Raw genomic sequence first — 19,858 nt, 5'->3', positions numbered from 1 at the left:
CTTAATCTCTAGTTGTCTCGATGATACAGGCGGCTTTCTTGTTCAGACCACAGGCCCCTCTCCCCTGCCGCAGCACGCGGAACAGGGGGCTTGAGGCTTGTGTTCTTTGTCTGATCAGAAATCTACTTCGTCAGAAGAAGCGGGAGCTTCGGCACCGGAGTTATTGTCCTCCAGCACAGAAGGATCATCGAAACCGGCATCGGCATCCTTAATATTATAATCGTTGAGCAGTTCGCTCTCCTGCACGACGTTCTCAGTGCCGGCAACATCGCGCATATCAAAGCCGGTCTCTTCGTCGTCGAAGTTCTGACGCATGTCGATCTCGTTGCCGTCCTTGTCCTGAACAACAACGTCCAGACCCAGAGACTGCAGTTCCTTCAGCATAACGCGGAAGGACTCGGGAATGCCGGGCTGCGGGATCGGCTCACCCTTAACGATAGCCTCGTAGGTCTTCACACGGCCCTCCACGTCGTCGGACTTGACGGTCAGGATCTCCTGCAGAGTGTAAGCAGCGCCGTAAGCTTCCAGTGCCCAGACTTCCATTTCGCCAAAGCGCTGGCCGCCGAACTGGGCCTTGCCGCCCAGAGGCTGCTGAGTGACCAGAGAGTAGGGGCCGGTAGAACGTGCATGGATCTTATCATCGACCAGGTGATGCAGCTTCAGGTAGTACATATAACCGACGGTAACGCGGTTATCGAACTTTTCGCCGGTGCGGCCATCGTAAACGGTGGTCTTGCCATCGCGGTCCAGCTCGATCTTGGAGAAGTCGATGATGTGTCCCTTCTCGCCCATGATCTTGGGGAGCTTCGTGGGATATGCAGGAGCATTCTCGCCATGCCACATCTCGCGGGCGGTATCAAAGGTATCGCCGATGTCGTTCTCACGAGCAGAGTCGAAGACGGGAGTCATGACCTTGATGCCGCATGCCTTGGCAGCGTAGCCCAGGTTGACTTCCAGCACCTGACCGATGTTCATACGGGAAGGCACGCCCAGAGGGTTCAGCACGATGTCCAGCGGAGTGCCGTCGGGCAGGTAGGGCATGTCCTCCTGCGGCAGAATGCGGGAAACGACACCCTTGTTGCCGTGACGGCCTGCCATCTTATCGCCAACGCTGATCTTGCGCTTCTGGGCAATATAGCAGCGGACGACCTCGCGCACGCCGGGCTGCAGTTCGTCGCTGTTCTCCGGGGTGAACACCTTGACGTCCACGATGATGCCGTATGCACCATGGGGCACGCGCAGAGAAGTATCACGCACTTCGCGTGCCTTCTCGCCGAAGATGGCACGCAGCAGGCGCTCTTCAGCGGTCAGCTCGGTCTCGCCCTTCGGGGTGACCTTACCAACCAGAATGTCGCCGCTCTTGACCTCGGCACCGATGCGGATGATGCCGCGCTCGTCCAGATCCTTCAGTGCATCCTCAGAAACGTTGGGGATATCACGGGTGATCTCTTCGGGTCCCAGCTTGGTATCGCGGCTCTCGGTCTCGTACTCTTCAATATGAATGGAGGTGTACACGTCCTCGCGCACGATCTTCTCGTTCAGCAGAACGGCATCCTCGTAGTTGTAGCCTTCCCAGGTCATGAAGCCGATCAGAGCGTTCTTACCCAGAGAAATTTCGCCGTTGCGCATTGCAGGGCCGTCGGCCAGCACCTGACCGGCCTTGACGCTCTCGCCGACCTCCACGATGGGACGCTGGTTGATGCAGGTGCCTGCGTTGGAGCGTGCGAACTTGACCAGAGGATAATCCTCCAGCTCGCCCTTGTTGTTGCGCACAACAACATGGTCGGCATCCATCTTCTCAACGATACCGTCATTCTTTGCCAGAACAGCGGTGCCGGAGTCGGTAGCAGCCTTGTACTCCATACCGGTAGCAACGATGGGCTGCTGGGTGACCATCAGAGGCACTGCCTGACGCTGCATGTTGGAACCCATCAGAGCACGGTTACAGTCATCGTTCTCCAGGAAGGGGATGCAGGCGGTAGCAACAGAGACCATCATTCGCGGAGAAACGTCCATGTAATCGACTTTCTCTGCATCAATTTCAAGGATCTCGTCGCGGCGGCGGGCAGACACGCGGGGACGCACGAAGTGCTTGCCCTCATCCAGCGGCTCGTTGGCCTGTGCCACAACGTACTCGTCCTCGACGTCAGCGGTCATATACTCGACCTCGTCGGTGACGACCTGTTCCTTCAGGTTGCCGTTCTCGTCATAGATCTTCTTGACCTTGCGGTACGGAGCTTCCACGAAGCCGTACTCGTTGATCTTGGCGTAAGATGCCAGATAGGAGATCAGACCGATGTTGGGGCCTTCAGGAGTCTCGATGGGGCACATACGGCCGTAGTGGCTGTAGTGAACGTCGCGGACCTCGAAACCTGCGCGGTCACGGCTCAGACCGCCGGGGCCCAGAGCAGACAGGCGGCGCTTGTGGGTCAGCTCAGCCAGCGGGTTGTTCTGGTCCATGAACTGGGACAGCGGAGAAGAACCGAAGAACTCCTTGATGGCTGCCACCACCGGACGGATGTTGATGAGGGCCTGCGGGGTGATGACGCTCTGATCCTGGCTCTGCAGGGTCATGCGCTCACGGATGACGCGCTCCATGCGGGAGAAGCCGATGCGGAACTGGTTCTGCAGCAACTCGCCCACGCTGCGGATGCGGCGGTTGCCCAGATGGTCGATATCATCGGTGGTGCCAATATTGTGGCCCAGACCGTTCAGGTAGTTGATGGAAGCCAGAATATCGGCGACCGTAACGGTGCGGCCGATCAGCTGGTCGTGGTTGCGGCGCAGCATCTCCTTCTGCTCTTCCACATCAGAGGTGGTGTCGAGGATCTTCTTGATCTCATCGAAGGAGCAGCGCTCGTTAATGCCGCACTCCTTCACGTCGAAGGAGAAGAAGCCCTGTGCATCCACACAGCCGTTGGTGATGACCTTGATCTTCCGGCTCTCTTCCTTCATGGGATCGTCGAGCTTCAGCACGACCAGATTCACACCGGCATTGTCAGCCTTCTCAGCCAGCTCGCGGGTGATCTTGGCACCAGCCTCGATCAGGATCTCGCCGGTCAGCGGAGCGACCACATTCTCAGCAGCCACCTGACCGGTGATGCGGCGGGCCAGAGACAGCTTCTTGTTCATCTTATAACGGCCGAAACGAGACAGGTCATAACGGCGCGGGTCGAAGAACAGCATGTTGATCTGGCTGGTAGCAGACTCCACCGTGGGAGGCTCGCCGGGGCGCAGCTTGCGGTAGACTTCCAGCAGGCCCTCTTCCTGATTCTTGGTGGTATCCTTTTCCAGAGTAGCGAGGATGCGCTCATCGTCGCCAAAGAAGTTCAGGATGTCCTCGTTGGTGGACAGGCCCAGTGCACGGCACAGCACGGTGACAGGCAGCTTGCGGTTCTTATCGATACGGACATAGAACACATCGGAAGCATCGGTCTCGTACTCCAGCCATGCACCGCGGTTGGGGTTCATGGTGGCGCTGTACAGGTCGTTGCCCACCTTATCCTTGGCATCGCCGTAGAACACGCCAGGAGAACGCACCAGCTGGCTGACGATCGCACGCTCTGCACCGTTGATCACAAAGGTGCCGGCATCGGTCATCAGCGGGAAATCGCCCATGAAGATCTCCTGATCCTTCACTTCGCCGGTCTCCTTGTTCAGCAGACGGGCGGTGACGCGCAGGGGTGCTGCATAGGTCACGTCGCGCTCCTTGCACTCCTTGATGCTGTACTTCGGCTCCTTATCCAGGCGGAAGTCCACAAAGCTCAGTGCCAGATTGCCGGTGTAGTCCTCAATGGTGCCGATATCGTGGAAGACCTCTTTCAGGCCCTCGTCCAGGAACCACTGATAAGAGTTCTTCTGGACCTCGATCAGGTTCGGCATACTGATGACTTCGTCGATGTGGGAGAAGCTCATGCGCTCGGTTTTGCCGAGCTTTACGGGCTTGACTTTCATCATAAAATCAACCACTCCTTACTTTTATACTCTACGGGATGTCGTATACACGGGTCAAATTTGAGCAGACACACATAATTCGACCCGCGTCGAAGGGAACCTTTCGGCGTTTTTCACAAACTTTTCGGTTTGACCCGTCCAGCCGCCGCCTGCGTATTCCCCTTTTTGGCGCACTAGTCCATTATGTGATACTAATGCAGTATACACCCTAAAAGCCTTGCTGTCAAGCCGTTTTTCAGATTTTTGCCAAAACAAATTTATTTTTTCTTTCATTTTCGTACGCCCGGCAGCGTGTTGTATTTTGCTGTTTTAGGGCTTGATTTTTTTATTTTGCACGTTCCTGTTCATAATCCCCTTGTGCAATTTGTCTATCTTTGCCCTTGTGTTTTGGCGTATTACTTTTACAGTCGGATATGCCCATTTTCCCTTGCGGCCCTTTTTTGTGAAAAAGCAGCTCAGAAAAGCTCACAGGCTTTTCTGAGCTGCAAATATAAAAATAATGTTTCCTCTAATATTGTATTGCCAGAGCGCAAGCGGCGGCAATTATAATCGTTCACTCATCCAGATAATCCCGCAGGCGTTTTGCACGGCTGGGATGCCGCAGCTTGCGCAGGGCCTTGGCTTCGATCTGCCGCACCCGCTCCCGGGTCACATTGAACTCCTTACCCAGCTCTTCCAGCGTGTGCGCCCGGCCATCCTCCAGCCCGAAGCGCAGTGCGATCACCCGCTCTTCCCTCGGTGTCAGGCTTTTGAGCACGCTGAACAGTTCCCGCCGCAGCAGCTGCCGCCCGGCTTCATCCACCGGGACGCCTGCATCCTCGTCCTGAATAAAATCTTCAAGGTGGGCATCCTCTTCCTCGCCCACCGGCGTTTCCAAGCTGATGGGATCCTGCGCCAGCTGCAGCAATTCCCGCACACGGTCCGGCTCCATGTCCAGCTGAACAGCGATCTCTTCCGCGGTAGGCTCCCGGCCATTTTTCCGCAGCAGGTCACCCGTCGTCTTTTTGACCCGGTTGATGCTCTCCACAAGGTGCACCGGGATGCGGATGGTCCTCCCCTGATCCGCAATGGCGCGGGTGATGGACTGACGGATCCACCACGTGGCATAGGTGGAAAATTTGAAGCCGCGCTCCGGCTCAAACTTTTCCGCCGCCTTCATCAGACCGAGATTGCCTTCCTGAATGAGATCCAGAAACGGCAGGCCCCGCCCTGCATAGCGCTTTGCCACCGACACCACCAGCCGCAGGTTCGCTTCGCTGAGCTTCCGCCGGGCATCCTCGTCCCCGGCCTGCGCGGCACGGGCAAGCTCCGTTTCCTGTTCTGCCGTCAGAAGCGGCACCCGGCCGATCTCCTTCAAATAGGCCTTTACCGGGTCGTCCAGCGCCACCCCCTCTGCCGAAAGCTCATGTTCCAGCCTGCCGATCTGCGTTTCATCCAACGCAGGCAGGTCCGCTTCCTCTTCGGTCAGGTGCACGCCGCGATCCTCCAGTGCCGTATACAGCTCGTCCAGCTGCGCCACATCGTAATCCTGTTCGTCCATGGCACGGCTGATCTGCTCCGGTGTCAGGGCATGGTGGCGTGCCCGCGCAGCCAATGTTCTGGCCAATTCCTCCGTTTGCGACAATTTCTGCATGGTTCCTGCTCCTTCCCTCTCCTGCTCCAGCCGGAGGGGAAAGCGGGGGATCATTCTTCTACAGGCACATTTCCCTGCTTCTTTTCGCGCATCGACTGGAGGTAATCACTCAGTTCCTCATTGGACATATGCGCCGCCTTGCCTGCCATGGGCATCCCCCGGGCAATGCGGTCCAGATACAGCCGGATATCATCCGGCGTACAATTCACATCGCTGTATTGTGCCGCAAGATGGCTCAGTTCATTCAGCGCTTCTTCGCTTACAAAAGCGCGCAGCGTGGTCAGGCTGATCTCAATGCCCTCCTGTCGGCAGCGCAGCATGGCTTCAAACAGCTCCTTCTGCTGCGGCAGCACAAACTGTTCTGCGGTCAGCTGCCCCTGCACCAGATCGATATAGTGCGGCTCCCTCAGTATGGCCGCCAGCAGCCGCTGCTGTGCACTGGCAATGCCCAGCGCCTGACTGCCGCCCGCACTGTACGGCACGTTGATCTGATTCATCTCACCGGACTTGAGCGCCTGCTGCTTTTTCTCCCAGCGGTGCTTGCTGCCCGCCCTCTTCACGGCGGTCTCCAGCTGGGTCATGATAGCTGTTTTGGAGATGTTGGTCTCCTCAGCCAGACGCCCCGCATACACTTCCTGCTCGGTAGGGTTGGAGCGCTCTGCCAGCATATTCACAGCTTCCTTCACGTATTCCAGCCGCTGGGCATCCTGTGCCAGATCATACTGGCTGCGCAGACGGCCCAGCCGGAAGTCCAGTGCATTGCCCACACCATCCAGCAGGGCTTTGAATCGCTCTGCGCCATACTTTTTGATGTACTCGTCCGGGTCCTTTGCACCGGGGATCTGCAGCACACCCACCTTTACCGGGCTGTTGCGGAACAGTTCCAGCGAGCGCAGCGTGGCCTTCTGGCCTGCTTCGTCCGAATCGTAGCTCAGGATCACCTCGTCAGCATACTCGCTGATGAGCCGCACCTGCTCCGGGGTCAGGGCCGTGCCGCAGGCACACACTGCTGTGTCGATGCCTGCCTGATGCATACTGATCACGTCCATGTAGCCCTCGCACAGCACGAACCGGCGCACCGCGCTGCGCTTTGCGATCTGCAGCGCAAACACCGTCTCTGATTTGTGGTACACCAGCGTTTCCGGGCTGTTGACATATTTCGGTTTTGAATCGTCCAGCACGCGCCCACCAAACGCAATGATGTTGCCGCGCAGGTCAAAGATGGGGGTCATCACCCGCTTCCAGAACAGGCAGTAGATGCGGCCGGACGCACTGCGCTTGAACAGGCCGCTGGCATCCAGCTCCTGCTGATTATAGCCCTTATCGCGCAGGAACTGATACAGCGCCTGTCCGTCGTTGGGCGCATAACCCAGCCCGAACCGGACGATAGTCTTGTCGTCCAGACCGCGCCGCCGCCAGTAGGCACGGGCCTGCCGGGCTTCCTCCACGGTGGAGTTCAGGCAGGCGTGGAAAAACCGTGCCGCCTCCTTGTTCATGGAGAGGATGCGGCTGCGCATCCGGCCTGTTTTGTCGTCCTCCTGCGGCTCCGGCATACCGGCCCGCGCTGCCAGCAGCTTAACGGCCTCCGGGTAATCGATGCTGTTGATCTTTTTCGTAAAGGTAATGGCATCGCCGCCTGCGCCGCAGCCAAAGCAGTAAAAGCTCTGGGTGTCCGGGTAGACGTAGAATGAGGGCGTTTTTTCGCTGTGGAAGGGGCACAGGCCGCCATACAAACGTCCCTTGCGCTTGAGCTGCACATAGCTGCCCACCAGCTCCACAATGTCGGTGCGGCGGGTCAGTTCTTCAATGTATTCGTGTGGGATCATGGATCTTTCAAACGACCTTTCGGATTTATAGGACATGCCACTTCCGGGGCACAAACAATTCCTCAAAAGTGCGGATGGCAAATTCATCGCTCATGCCACTGATGTAATCGGTCACTGCGCGTTCTCCGCCCTCCTGATAAGCCAGCTGGATGTAGAAGTTGGACATCCGGTCCACATGGTTCAGGTAGTAATCGTACAGTTCCCCGATCACCTTGTCCACCTTCTGCTCTTCCCGCTTGGCGGTCTTGTCCACGTACACGGTGGCGTACATGAAATCCCGCAGCGCAAGGAAGGCTTCGTTTTCCTCTGCGCCCACCTTCACATCCCCATCGCTGTTGGCAAGGATACTGTTGATCATGGTGGTGATGCGGGCAGATTTTGTCTGGCCCAGCACGGCGGTGCATTCCTTCGGCAGGGTGGCTGGGTCCAGCACACCGGCGCGCACCGCGTCCTCAATGTCATGGTTCACATAGGCGATCTGATCCGCCATGCGCACGATGCGCCCTTCCGGCGTTGCCGCCCAGGTGCCCTTTGTGTGGGTCACGATGCCGTTGCGCACCTCCCACGTCAGGTTCAGGCCCCGGCCGTCCTTTTCCAGCTTGTCCACCACACGCAGGCTCTGCATGTAGTGCTTGAAGCCGTCCGGGCACAGCTCATTCAGCGCGCGCTCCCCGGCATGGCCAAACGGCGTGTGGCCCAGATCATGGGCAAGGCTGATCGCTTCGGTCAGATCTTCGTTCAGCCGCAGGGCGCGGGCAATGGTCCGCGCGATCTGCGAGACCTCCAGCGTATGGGTCAGTCGGGTGCGGTACAGGTCTCCCTCCGGCGAGAGGAACACCTGCGTCTTTTGTTTGAGCCGTCGGAACGCCTTGCAGTGCAGCACCCGGTCACGGTCACGCTGGAACACCGGCCGGATCGGGTCCTGCTCTTCCGGCAGCATGCGGCCGCGGCTCTGGTCGCTGAAGGTAGCCCACGGCGCGAAGGTCATATGTTCGATCTCTTCTGTGCGCTGACGTACATCCATACAAAGTCGCCCTCCCTTTTTGTCGCCATTCCCCCTCTCTGTTTCGGCACAGCCGATCCCAATTGCTGCGTCTGCGGCAATTGTAGCACACCCGCTTTGTCGAAGGGGGAAAAAGCCTGTCGGTTCGCAAAATAATGCTTGCTTTTTTATTTTTGCCGCTGCCGGGTTCAGAACGGTGCGTAGAACGGGTCGGATACCGTCACCTGCGCGCCGCCGCGCGTCAGCTCCCGCAGCTGTTCCAGCAGCGGGCCTTCGGTGTGTTCCGGCATCTGCCAGCACAGGGTCACGCGGTCCGTGAATTGCGGCGCTGCCTGTTTTGCTCCCGCCGCATCGATCAGCAGCGATGCACGCTCATAAAGGGAGTAATCCACCGTCACGCTCAGCTCCACCACGCTGCGCACCGTGACCACCTCGGCATTTTCCAGTGCACGGGCCGTAGCCGTGGTGTATGCACGCACCAAGCCGCCGGTGCCCAGCAGCACGCCGCCAAAGTAACGGGTCACCACCACGATCAGATCCGTCAGGCCGCTGTGCTGCAGCACCTCCAGCGCTGGTGTGCCCGCCGTCTTGGCCGGTTCCCCATCATCTGAATAGCGTTCCCGGTTGCCTTCCCGCAGGCGGTAGGCATACACATTGTGGCGGGCGGTGCGGTTGGCCGCACGCACCTGTTCCAGAAATGCAACGGCAGCTTCCTCGCTGTCCGCAAATGACAGCGACGCAATGAAGCGGCTCTTCTTTTCCTCGTATTCTCCGGTGGCCGTGCCACGGATGGTGCGGTAATCCTCCACTGTGGTTCCTCCTGCATGTTATTCAAATCAAGTATAACATAAATCGTCCGTTGTGCAACCACTGCCGCATACGTTTTTATGTCAAGGGCATCTTCCTGTACTGCTGCCCGCATGTCCTCTGCCAGAAAAAAGCGCAACAAAAAATCGGCCAAGCCTTGCAGCTCAGCCGATCTTTTATTAGAAGAAAGCAGATGATCACTTCGTAAAGAGCTGGATCCACTGATGGCCCCAAGTGCTGGAGCTGTTGTAGTAGTAGCCAACACCCATTGCACGAGCTTCGGGATCCAGAATGTTTGCGCGATGGCCTTCGGAATTCATCCAGGCATTCACGACTTCTTCAGGAGAAACGCTGCCCCATGCGGCATTCTCGCCAGCAGCGGCATCCGTCACGCCGTACTCGCTGAGAACAGTGTACCACTTGGTACCATTGGGACGAACGTGAGAATTGACGGTTGCGATCTCTTCGGCGCGCTGCTGAGCAGCTGCGGTGAGCTTTGCATCGCCCATGACCAGGGGCTGCAGGCCGTACTTTGCACGCTCGGCATTGACCAGATCCAGAACTTCCTGACGGTAGTTGCTGGTGTAAGAGTTTTCGGGGTAAGAGAAGATCAGCACCCAGTAGTTGTTGTAAACGCCGCCTTCGTAGTGGCCCACACTCATGGTGGTCACATCCGCATTCAGCATGCGCTCACGTGCGAAATCAATGTTCATCCACTGATCCACCGCTGCATCGGGGGTAGAAACGCCAGCTATGTAGTTTTCGCCAACGGACACATCGTCAATACCATTCTCGGCGAAGATGGTGAAATCGCGCTGACCGTTGGGACGAACGTAAGAGTAAGAAACAGCCAGCTCTTCAGCGCGCTCCTGAGCGGCATTGTTGTGGCTGCTGTCGCCCAGCTGAACGGGCTTCAGGCCAGCCTTTGCGCGCTCGTTGTTTACGCGGCGCAGGAACTCGTTCTGATAAGCTTCGTCCTGAAAGCTGATGTAGGAATTTTCTTCTTCGATGGAAACAGAAACCGAAGCCTCAGCTGCGTTTGCAGTAACGGGCTTGAGAGATGAAGCAACAAAAACTACAGCCAGAGTCATAGCTGCTGCTGCGATATTCTTCAGGGTGCGCATCTCGAGTTTCATAAGACATCCTCCGTAAGCCTTTGTATATAAAAGCTTTTTTGCATTCCTGCGAATGCGTGCCGCAACATATTCGCAACGCTTTCGTTTCAAACGTGTCACTCTTGTGCAACAAGAGTATCACAAGAACATCTCATCGTCAAGGGGTTTTTGTCGATTTTTTTGAGAAAAAATGCAAAAAAATCAAAATTCCCTGTCCCAAAAGCGTTTCACAAGTGCAACAGGCTCAACCAGGATCCCGTAAATTTGTTACGCCTGTGTTGCACTTCACCGTTTTCGGGATTGTTTCGTCACACTTTACGTGTTGCATTTTATTTTTCTACACTTTTTCTGCAGTGTTTTTCATGCATTTTTCCGTATGTTTATTCGCTTACATGCATATTTCAAAGTATAACAGACTTTTGTGTGCGCTTTTTCCGTTCCACTCCCCTCCCGCAGCCCTTTTCTGGGCTGCAGCCGGCCTTTGGCTGTACTTTCTGCAACAAAAAACAGCACAGGCAGCCTTTTCAGGGCCATCTGTGCTGTGCCGTATTTCTTATTTAAAAATTATATAAAAAGAAGAGCGGCTCCGAAGAGCCGCCCTCCCACAATTCAGGCTATGCTATAAAAAGATCTCGCGTCAGTCGATCACTGAGCAGCCTTTGCTGCCTCGATCTGCTTGATCAGTTCGGGAACTACCTTGAACAGGTCGCCCACAATGCCGTAGTCGGCAACACCGAAGATGGGTGCGCCCTCATTCTTGTTGACAGCGATGATGCACTCGGAGTCCTGCATACCAGCAGTGTGCTGGATAGCGCCGGAAATGCCCAGAGCAACATAGATCTTGGGATGCACGGTCTTGCCGGTCTGGCCAACCTGATGGTCAGCAGTCATCCAGCCTGCATCGGTGACGGCACGGGAAGCGCCCACAACGCCGCCGCCCAAAGCGGCAGCCAGCTGCTCAGCCAGCTCAATGCCCTTGTTGACATCCTTGCTGATGCCGCGGCCAACAGAGACGATCACGTCTGCGCCGATCAGATCGACCAGCTTTTCAGCTGCCTTCTCAACGCTCAGCACTTCGGTCTTAACGTCGTCAGCGGTCAGGCTGAAGGCGGGCTTCACGATCTGGCAGGCATCAGCCTTGGCCTGATCGAAGGGAGCCTTCTTCATAACGCCGGGGCGGACGGTGGACATCTGCGGACGGAAGCGGGGGCAGATGATGGTAGCCATCAGATGGCCGCCGAATGCGGGACGGGTCATCTTCAGGTTGCGATCCTCATAATCGAACTTCTGCTTGGACAGGTCGATGGTGGAGCTTTCCTTCAGGAATTCGACATACTTTGCAGTGTCGATATCCAGATGGGTAGCATCGGCGGTCAGGCCGGTGTGCAGGCGGGCTGCGCAGCGGGGGCCCAGATCGCGGCCGATGTTGGTTGCACCGATCAGCAGGACTTCGGGCTTATACTCGTTGACCATGTCGCACACGACCTTAGCGTATGCATCGGTGGTGTAGTCCTTCAGCAGGGGGCTGTCGCAGACCATGACCTTATCAGCGCCATAGCCGCCCAGTTCCTTGGCAATGCCTTCCACGTTGTCGCCCAGCAGCAGGCCGGTGACCTCGCAGCCCAGCTCATCAGCCAGCTTGCGAGCCTCGCTCACCAGCTCGAAATCAGTGGACATCAGTGCGCCCTGGCGCTGCTCGCAGAAGACCCAGACGCCCTTGTATTCGTTAAAATCAGCCATTGTAATCCTATGCTCCTTTCATCAGATCAGGTGCTTCTTGGCCAGGATACCAGCCAGCTGGGCAGCAACATCGTCGCCCTTCAGCATGGTGCCTGCGCCCTTCTGCGGAGGAGTGAAGGACTTAAAGACGTTCGTCGGAGAACCCTTCAGACCGATGGTATCAACCTCGATCAGCGGATCGTCCTTCAGTGCGTTGTAATCAAACACTTCCATCGGCTTGTCGTAGCAGGTGAAGATGCCGTTCACGCTCATGTAACGGGGCTGGTTCAGCTCCTTGATGCAGGTCAGCAGGCAGGGAGTCTGCACCTTGACCATCATGTAGCCGTCTTCCAGCATACGCTTCACGGTCAGGGTGTTGCCATCCTTCTGGATGTCTGCCACGTAGGTGACCTGAGGCAGATGCAGCTTTTCAGCGATCTGCGGGCCGACCTGTGCGGTATCGCCATCGATTGCCTGACGGCCGCAGAACACAACGTCCTCGGGGCCAACGCCGATCTTGTTGACAGCAGCAGCCAGGATCTGGCTGGTTGCAAAGGTATCGGAGCCGCCGAACTCACGGCCGGAGACCAGAACCGCCTTATCAGCGCCGCGGGCCAGCAGCTCACGCAGCATGCCTTCTGCCGGCGGGGGACCCATAGTAACAACAACGACCTCGCAGCCGGTCTCGTCCTTCAGCTTCAGAGCAGCCTCCAGAGCGTTCAGGTCATCGGGGTTGGTGATGGTAGCCATCGAAGCACGATCCAGAGTGCCGTCAGCCTTAACGGCGACCTTGCCGGAGGTATCAGGAACCTGCTTTACACAAACAATTGCTTTCATTGTAACTCTTGCCTCCCTTACTTCAGCAGCGCGCCGGAAATGACCATCATCTGCACTTCGCTGGTGCCCTCGTAGATCTCAGTGATCTTGGCATCACGCATCATGCGCTCGATGGGATAGTCACGGGTGTAGCCGTAACCGCCGAACAGCTGCAGGCAGCGGCGGGTCACATCGCTTGCGGTGCGGGCTGCGATCAGCTTTGCCTGAGCAGCCTCGACGCTGTAGCGGACCTTCTTGCCGTCCATAGCCTCCTGCTTCTTCAGAGCAGCGGCGTAAACCAGATACTTTGCAGCCTCAACGCGGGCCTTCATCTCAGCCAGCTCGAACTGAGTGTTCTGGAAAGCTGCGATGGCACGGCCGAACTGCTTGCGCTCCTTGACGTAAGCCACAGTCTCTTCCAGAGCGCCTTCGGCAATGCCCAGAGCCTGAGATGCGATACCGATACGGCCGCCGTCCAGAGTAGCCATAGCCAGCTGGAAGCCCTTGCCGCGCACGCCCAGCATACGATCCTTCGGAATGCGGCAGTCCTCAAAGATCAGCTCACAGGTAGAAGAACCGCGAATGCCCATCTTGTCCTCAGCCTTACCGACGGAGAAGCCCGGATCGGTACGCTCCACGATGAAAGCAGAGCACAGCTTGGTGGGACGGCCCTTCTTGTCCAGCACATTGTCGGTGACGGCAATGACGATGAACACATCAGCAAAGCCTGCATTGGTGATGAAGATCTTGGAGCCGTTCAGCACCCAGCAGTCATCCTCTTCCTTTGCAATGGTCTGCTGGCCCTGTGCATCGGTACCGGCACCCGGCTCGGTCAGGCCGAAAGCACCCAGCCACTCGCCGCTGCACAGCTTGGGCAGATACTTTGCCTTCTGCTCGGGAGTACCATTTTCATAAATAGGAGCAGCACACAGGCTGGTGTGAGCAGAGACGATGACACCGGTGGTGCCGCAGACCTTGCTCAGCTCTTCCACTGCCATGACGTAGGACAGCACATCGCCGCCTGCACCGCCGACCTCAGTCGGGAAATAAATGCCCATCATGCCGAGCTTGCCCATCTTTTCGACGGTCTCTTTGGGGAAGTACTCTTCCGCATCAACCTTCTTTGCCAGGGGCTTGACTTCGTTCTCAGCAAACTCGCGGTACATTTTCTGTACCATCTGCTGCTGCTTGGACAGAGTAAAATCCATCGCTATATCCTCCTAACGGGTCTTTTTCATTTACCGGAATTGCCCGGTGCAAACAAATTCCTCCCGGCCGCTTTTCCACGGTCGGGAGAAACGTTTATCAGAATTTACAGCTGGTCAACAGGGGTCTTGGTGCGGTCTGCGTTGTAAACGTAGAAGCCCTTGCCGCTCTTGCAGCCCAGGTTGCCGCCGCGGACCATCTTACGGATCAGCGGGCAGGCACGGTACTTGCTGTCGCCGGTCTCCTTGTACAGCACATCCATGATGGCCAGGCAGATATCCAGGCCGATGAAGTCGCCCAGCTCCAGGGGACCCATGGGGTGGTTGGCACCCAGCTTCATAGCGGTGTCGATGCCAGCGATATCGGAAACGCCTTCCATCTTGATGAAAGCAGCTTCGTTGATCATGGGGATCAGGATGCGGTTGACGACGAAGCCTGCAGCCTCATTGACCTGAACCGGCTGCTTGCCGATGGCAACAGAGATCTCCTTGATCTTCTCAACGGTCTCAGCGGGAGTGTTGCAGCCTGCGATGACCTCGATCAGCTTCATGCGGTCTGCGGGGTTGAAGAAGTGCATGCCGACCAGCGGACGGCCAACGCCCTTGCCGATCTCGGTGATGGACAGAGAAGAAGTGTTGGAAGCGAAGATGCACTCGGGCTTGCAGATCTTATCCAGTTCGCCGAAGGTGGTCTGCTTGACCTTCATATCCTCAAAAGCAGCCTCAACGACCAGATCGCAGTCAGCGCACAGGTCTTCCTTCAGGCCCGGGGTGATGGCAGCAACGATGGCGTCTGCCTTTTCCTGCGTCATCTTTCCCTTGGCAACCAGCTTCTCGTAGCCCTTCTTGATCTTTGCCAGACCATTCTCGGCCCACTCCTGCTTGATGTCGCACAGAGCAACGGTGTTGCCCTCAACCTGTGCAAATGCCTTTGCGATGCCCTGGCCCATGGTGCCAGCGCCGATAACACCGATCTTCATAGGAAACCTCTCCTTATCAATCAATAATGTAGTTGATTTGCATCAAATGGTTACTCCTTCAGCCACGGCTTCGCCGTGACAGCTCCCTCAAGGAGGGAGCCTCTGGCGAAGAGATAAAGCTTTCGGTTTTGCCAAGGCCTCCCTCTCAGAGGGAGGTGGCATCGTGCAAGCGATGACGGAAGGAGTCTTTTTCGATTTTAGTTGTTGGTGAACACTGCCTTGGGCTTCGGCTTCTCACGGCTCAGGAAGCAGGCCATGCCTTCCTTCTGATCGTGGGTCTCGAAGCAGTCGCCGAACAGCTTTTCCTCGACCTCAACAGCCTTCTCGATGGGCAGGCTGATGCCGCCGTTGATTGCCTTCTTGCAGTTGCGCACAGCGATGGGTGCATTCTTTGCGATCTTGCCGGCCAGCTTCAGCACGTTCTCCATCAGTTCAGCCTGAGGATACACAGCGTTCACCAGACCAATGCGCAGAGCCTCGTCCGCCTTGATGTTCAGTGCAGAGTAGACCAGCTGCTTTGCCATACCCATGCCGACCAGACGTGCCAGACGCTGGGTGCCGCCGAAGCCCGGGGTGATGCCCAGACCCACTTCCGGCTGGCCGAACACAGCGTTGTCAGAGCAGATGCGGATGTCGCAGCTCATAGCCAGCTCGTTGCCGCCGCCCAGTGCAAAGCCGTTCACGGCTGCAATAACGGGGATGGGGAAGCTCTCGATCATCAGGAACACATCATTGCCCAGCTTGCCGAAGGCCTCGCCCTCTGCCTTGGTCATGGTGCTCATGGAACCGATATCTGCGCCTGCCACGAAGCTCTTGTCGCCTTCGCCGGTCAGAACGATGCAGCGGACAGTCTCCTGATCCACAGCCTCAAAAGCTGCCTTCAGGTCTGCCAGAACTTCGGGGTTCAGGGCATTCAGTGCCTTGGGACGGTCGATGGTAATGATCTCAACTGCGCCCTGCACCTCGGTTTTTACAAATGCCATTGTGAAAACCTCCTATTCAAATCTTATCAATTATCACAAACAGCCCCCGGACGGAGGAAAGGCTCTCCGGTTCCCTTCCCCGTCCGGGTCTGTCATTCAGTCAGGATTCCAAGAGGTGGAACTTAGTCCATCTCAACGATGGTAGCGCAGCCCATGCCGCCGCCAATGCACAGGGTAGCCAGACCCTTGTGAGCACCACGGTGCTTCATAGCATACAGCAGGGTGACCAGGATACGAGCGCCGGAAGCGCCGACCGGGTGGCCCAGAGCGATTGCGCCGCCGTTGACATTCAGCTTATCCTTATCGAAGCCCAGAGCCTCGCCGACAGCGATGGACTGTGCTGCGAAGGCCTCGTTTGCCTCGACCAGATCCATGTCAGCAACGCTCATGCCGGTCTTAGCCATGACCTTCTTGGTAGCGGCGATGGGGCCCAGGCCCATGACTTCGGGCTCAACGCCTGCCAGAGCACCGGCGACCCAGGTAGCCAGAGGCTTCACGCCCAGCTCCTTGGCCTTCTCCTCGCTCATGATGACCAGAGCAGCAGCGCCGTCATTGATGGCGGAAGAGTTGCCGGCGGTCACAATGCCGTCCTTGGTGAAAGCGGGCTTCAGCTTTGCCAGCACTTCGGGAGCGCTCAGACGGGGGCCTTCATCGGTATCGAACACGGTGTCGCCCTTCTTGCCCTTGATCACAACGGGAACGATCTCGTCCTTGAAAGCGCCGTCCTTGATAGCCTTGTCAGCCTTCAGCTGGCTGTTGTATGAGAACTCGTCCAGCATCTCACGGGTGATGGGGCTGTAACCGTATTTCTTCTGATAGGTCTCGTTGGTGCAGACGTTCTCAGCGGTCATGCCCATGTGCTTGTTGAAGCCGCAGGCATCCCACAGAGCATCGTTGACCATGGTATCCACGATCTCGCTCTTGCCCATGGGTGCGCCCATGCGGTAGCCGTAACGAGCCTTCTGCAGTGCGAAGGGAGCCATGTCCATATTCTCCATGCCGCCTGCGACCACGATGTCAGCATCGCCAGCCTCGATCATCTGAGCAGCCATGTTGACGCAGTTCAGACCGGAACCGCACACCACGTTGACGGTGACAGCCGGGGTCTCGATGGGCAGGCCAGCCTTCAGAGCAGCCTGACGAGCAACGTTCTGGCCCAGACCGGCCTGAATGACGCAGCCCATGTAGACATGGTCGACCTGCTCGGGAGCGACGTTTGCACGGTTCAGAGCTTCCTTGATGACGATGGAGCCCAGCTCAGCTGCGGGAACGTTTGCCAGAGTGCCGCCGAACTTGCCAATAGCGGTACGGCATGCAGATGCGATAACGATCTTTTTCATGTGAATAGCCTCCTGAATTGTGTATGTGTTACTTTTCGTAAGCCATTTTTATCAAAACGCCCGTAGGCGCTTTTACAAATTAGGTCTCGGGGTCTTTTTTCTGCCGGATCAGCGCATACTTTTCGTTGACCGCTTTTTCCACACTGGGTGTGACGAACTTGCTGATGTCGCTGCCGTAGTAAGCTGCCTCTTTTACAATGGTGGATGAAAGGTAGCTCCACTTGATGCTCGTTGCCAGAAACATGGTCTCGATGCCGGGCATCAGTGCGTGATTGGTCTGCGCAAGCTGGATCTCGTTTTCAAAATCCGTCACCGCCCGCAGGCCCCGTACCATCACCGAAGCGTGCCGTTTCTTGGCGAACTCCACGGTCAGGCCGTCGAAGCTCTCCACCGAAACATTCTGGATGCCCTTGCAGCATTCCTTCAGAAGCTCCACGCGTTCCTCCACGGTGAACAGCGGATTCTTTGCGCTGTTGTTGAGCACTGCCACGATCAAATGATCGTTGATCTTTGCCGCACGCTTGATGATATCGAGATGCCCTTTTGTGACCGGATCGAACGAACCGGGATAAACTGCTGTTGCCATCGTTTGGTGTCCTCCTTGGGCGCTGTGAAAAGCGCGTTTTGGTTCTGCCATGATAGCACTTTCCAGTCTTGGGTGCAAGATTTTGTGCAAGCTGTACGTTTTATCGTTAAATTTTAAACAATCAACGTTGTGCCACATCGCGGCAACTTGCTACGCTATAAGTAAACCACATCGTCAAAATTTTATCAAGTCCTTTTGCAAAGATTTTTGGTTTTTCAGCACCAAACAATCGTTCAAAAACTCTGCGAATTTTGTCCATATTGCCAGTCGGCCAAAATTTTCTCGATAAACTATTGATTCCGCACATTGTTAATGTTATAACTAAGTTGCGCAGATCTGCTGCCCTGTCCGGCAGCTGCCTTCTGCTGGTTATCAGGATATCGTCCGCCTGTGTCAGAGCTGTGTTCAAATTGTCAACAGGTGGTAAACATCCTGCAAAGATTTGTTCGCGCAGGAAGAGTAAATGATAAATTTACAATTCCTTTATTTTATTATAGGAGAGGATGGTTTATAATGGATTTTACGGAACTGTATGCTCAGAAGAAAATGACCGCCGCTCAGGCTGCCGCACTGGTCAAAAGCGGTGACTGGGTGGATTACGGCTGGGCTGTGAACACCCCTGTGGCGGTGGATGCCGAGATCGCAAAGCGTCTGCCTGAGCTGGAAGGTGTCAACTTCCGCGGCGGCATCCTGATGTGGGTGCCCGCGATCTTCCAGATCGACGATCCCGCTGCACACATGACATGGAACAGCTGGCATATGGGCGGCATTGAGCGCAAGGCCATTGCACAGGGCTTTTCCTTCTACTCCCCCATCCGTTATTCCGAGCTGCCCCGCTACTACCGCGAAAGCCCGGATCCGCTGGATGTGGCGGTGTTCCAGGTGACCCCCATGGACGAGCATGGCTACTTCAACTTCGGCCCCAGTGCATCTCATCTGGGTGCTGTGTGCGAAAAAGCCAAGAAGATCATCGTTGAGGTCAACAAGAACATGCCCCGCTGCCTTGGCGGCATGGAGAACTGCATCCACATTTCTCAGGTCACCGGCATCGTGGAAGGCGAGAACCCGCCCATCGGCCAGATGGCCGCTCCCGGTGCTGCTACCGAAGTGGATCTGAAGGTTGCCAACCTGATCGTTCCGCAGATCCCCAATGGTGCCTGCCTGCAGCTGGGCATCGGCGGTATGCCCAATGCCATCGGCAGCCTGATCGCACAGAGCGATTTGAAGGATCTGGGCGTGCACACCGAAATGTATGTGGATGCCTTTGTGGATATCGCCAAGGCCGGCAAGATCACCGGTGCATGCAAGCAGCTGGACAAGGGCCGTCAGGTCTACGCCTTCGGTGCCGGCACCCAGAAAATGTACGATTACCTGAACGATAACCCGGAGTGCATGTCTGCACCCGTGGACTACACCAACGATATCCGCAGCATCTCCGCACTGGATAACTTTATTTCCATCAACAACGCTGTGGACATCGACCTGTTCGGTCAGGTGAACGCCGAGACTGCAGGCCTCAAGCACATCTCCGGTGCTGGCGGTCAGCTGGACTTCGTTCTGGGCGCATACCTTTCCAAGGGCGGCAAGAGCTTTATCTGCCTGTCCTCTACCTTCTTTAATAAGAAGACCGGCCAGCTGGAGAGCCGCATCCGTCCCACTCTGGAAAACGGCAGCATCATCACCGATACTCGTGCCAACATCCACTACCTGTGCACCGAGTACGGCTGCGTGAACCTGAAGGGCCTGACCACCTGGGAAAAGGCCGAAGCTCTGATCAGCGTAGCACATCCCGACTTCCGTGAAGACCTGATCAAGGAAGCCGAAAAAATGCACATCTGGCGCAGGAGCAACAAAATCTGATAAGTGCCGCGGAGATTCCTGCTGTCCGCGG

Annotated in this window: 15 protein-coding genes; 1 reads left to right on the top strand and 14 read right to left on the bottom strand. The window is 56.7% G+C overall.

All coding sequences use genetic code 11. The features are described 5' to 3' along the window. Positions 1–114: 114 nt before the first annotated feature. The 14 genes from rpoB to coaD form a co-directional block, all read right to left on the bottom strand. Positions 115–3,957: a DNA-directed RNA polymerase subunit beta gene (gene rpoB, locus MTP41_RS14350; RefSeq protein ID WP_097778125.1), complete on the bottom strand. Its 3,843-nt coding sequence runs from the start codon at positions 3,955–3,957 to the stop codon at positions 115–117. 51 nt (positions 3,958–4,008) lie between these two features. Then, positions 4,009–4,227: a hypothetical protein gene (locus MTP41_RS14345; protein ID WP_249235794.1), complete on the bottom strand. Its 219-nt coding sequence runs from the start codon at positions 4,225–4,227 to the stop codon at positions 4,009–4,011. Between the two features lie 280 nt (positions 4,228–4,507). Next, positions 4,508–5,587, bottom strand: coding sequence for an RNA polymerase sigma factor RpoD (gene rpoD / locus MTP41_RS14340; protein ID WP_120079519.1), 1,080 nt, complete (start codon positions 5,585–5,587; stop codon positions 4,508–4,510). A gap of 50 nt (positions 5,588–5,637) precedes the next feature. Then, the gene (gene dnaG, locus MTP41_RS14335) at positions 5,638–7,413 is read right to left on the bottom strand and encodes a DNA primase (protein ID WP_154258718.1); all 1,776 of its coding nucleotides are present in this window, start codon (positions 7,411–7,413) and stop codon (positions 5,638–5,640) included. A gap of 25 nt (positions 7,414–7,438) precedes the next feature. Further along, positions 7,439–8,437 (bottom strand): deoxyguanosinetriphosphate triphosphohydrolase, encoded by a 999-nt coding sequence (locus MTP41_RS14330; protein WP_154258716.1) that lies wholly within the window; start codon positions 8,435–8,437, stop codon positions 7,439–7,441. A 167-nt stretch (positions 8,438–8,604) separates the two neighbouring features. Next, entirely contained in the window at positions 8,605–9,225 is a 621-nt protein-coding gene (locus MTP41_RS14325; protein WP_097778129.1) for an IMPACT family protein, read from the bottom strand. A gap of 195 nt (positions 9,226–9,420) precedes the next feature. Continuing rightward, positions 9,421–10,359 carry a CAP domain-containing protein gene (locus MTP41_RS14320; protein WP_249235793.1) on the bottom strand — a complete coding sequence of 313 codons (939 nt, stop codon included), beginning with the start codon at positions 10,357–10,359 and terminating at the stop codon, positions 9,421–9,423. A 624-nt stretch (positions 10,360–10,983) separates the two neighbouring features. After that, the gene (gene acrA, locus MTP41_RS14315; protein WP_097778131.1) at positions 10,984–12,078 is read right to left on the bottom strand and encodes an acryloyl-CoA reductase electron transfer subunit beta; all 1,095 of its coding nucleotides are present in this window, start codon (positions 12,076–12,078) and stop codon (positions 10,984–10,986) included. A 21-nt stretch (positions 12,079–12,099) separates the two neighbouring features. Then, the gene (gene acrB / locus MTP41_RS14310; RefSeq protein WP_097778132.1) at positions 12,100–12,894 is read right to left on the bottom strand and encodes an acryloyl-CoA reductase electron transfer subunit gamma; all 795 of its coding nucleotides are present in this window, start codon (positions 12,892–12,894) and stop codon (positions 12,100–12,102) included. Positions 12,895–12,911: 17 nt separating this feature from the next. Next, positions 12,912–14,081, bottom strand: coding sequence for an acyl-CoA dehydrogenase (locus MTP41_RS14305; RefSeq protein WP_097778133.1), 1,170 nt, complete (start codon positions 14,079–14,081; stop codon positions 12,912–12,914). Between the two features lie 104 nt (positions 14,082–14,185). After that, entirely contained in the window at positions 14,186–15,058 is an 873-nt protein-coding gene (locus MTP41_RS14300; protein WP_097774829.1) for a 3-hydroxyacyl-CoA dehydrogenase family protein, read from the bottom strand. Positions 15,059–15,255: 197 nt separating this feature from the next. Continuing rightward, a complete protein-coding gene (locus MTP41_RS14295) occupies positions 15,256–16,041 on the bottom strand; it encodes an enoyl-CoA hydratase-related protein (RefSeq protein ID WP_097778134.1) in 786 nt (261 codons plus the stop codon). Between the two features lie 122 nt (positions 16,042–16,163). Further along, complete coding sequence (locus tag MTP41_RS14290) at positions 16,164–17,381, bottom strand: acetyl-CoA C-acetyltransferase (RefSeq protein WP_249235792.1); 1,218 nt, start codon at positions 17,379–17,381, stop codon at positions 16,164–16,166. Between the two features lie 79 nt (positions 17,382–17,460). Beyond that, positions 17,461–17,967 (bottom strand): pantetheine-phosphate adenylyltransferase, encoded by a 507-nt coding sequence (coaD, locus tag MTP41_RS14285; protein WP_118527957.1) that lies wholly within the window; start codon positions 17,965–17,967, stop codon positions 17,461–17,463. 513 nt (positions 17,968–18,480) lie between these two features. On the opposite strand from coaD, the gene MTP41_RS14280 reads away from it, so the two are divergent. Continuing rightward, a complete protein-coding gene (locus MTP41_RS14280) occupies positions 18,481–19,827 on the top strand; it encodes a butyryl-CoA:acetate CoA-transferase (RefSeq protein ID WP_118527959.1) in 1,347 nt (448 codons plus the stop codon). Positions 19,828–19,858 lie beyond the last annotated feature (31 nt).

The sequence above is a fragment of the Faecalibacterium sp. I4-3-84 genome (assembly GCF_023347255.1).
GTDB classification, from domain to species: domain Bacteria; phylum Bacillota; class Clostridia; order Oscillospirales; family Ruminococcaceae; genus Faecalibacterium; species Faecalibacterium taiwanense.
This window is presented reverse-complemented; position numbering and strand designations above follow the sequence as displayed.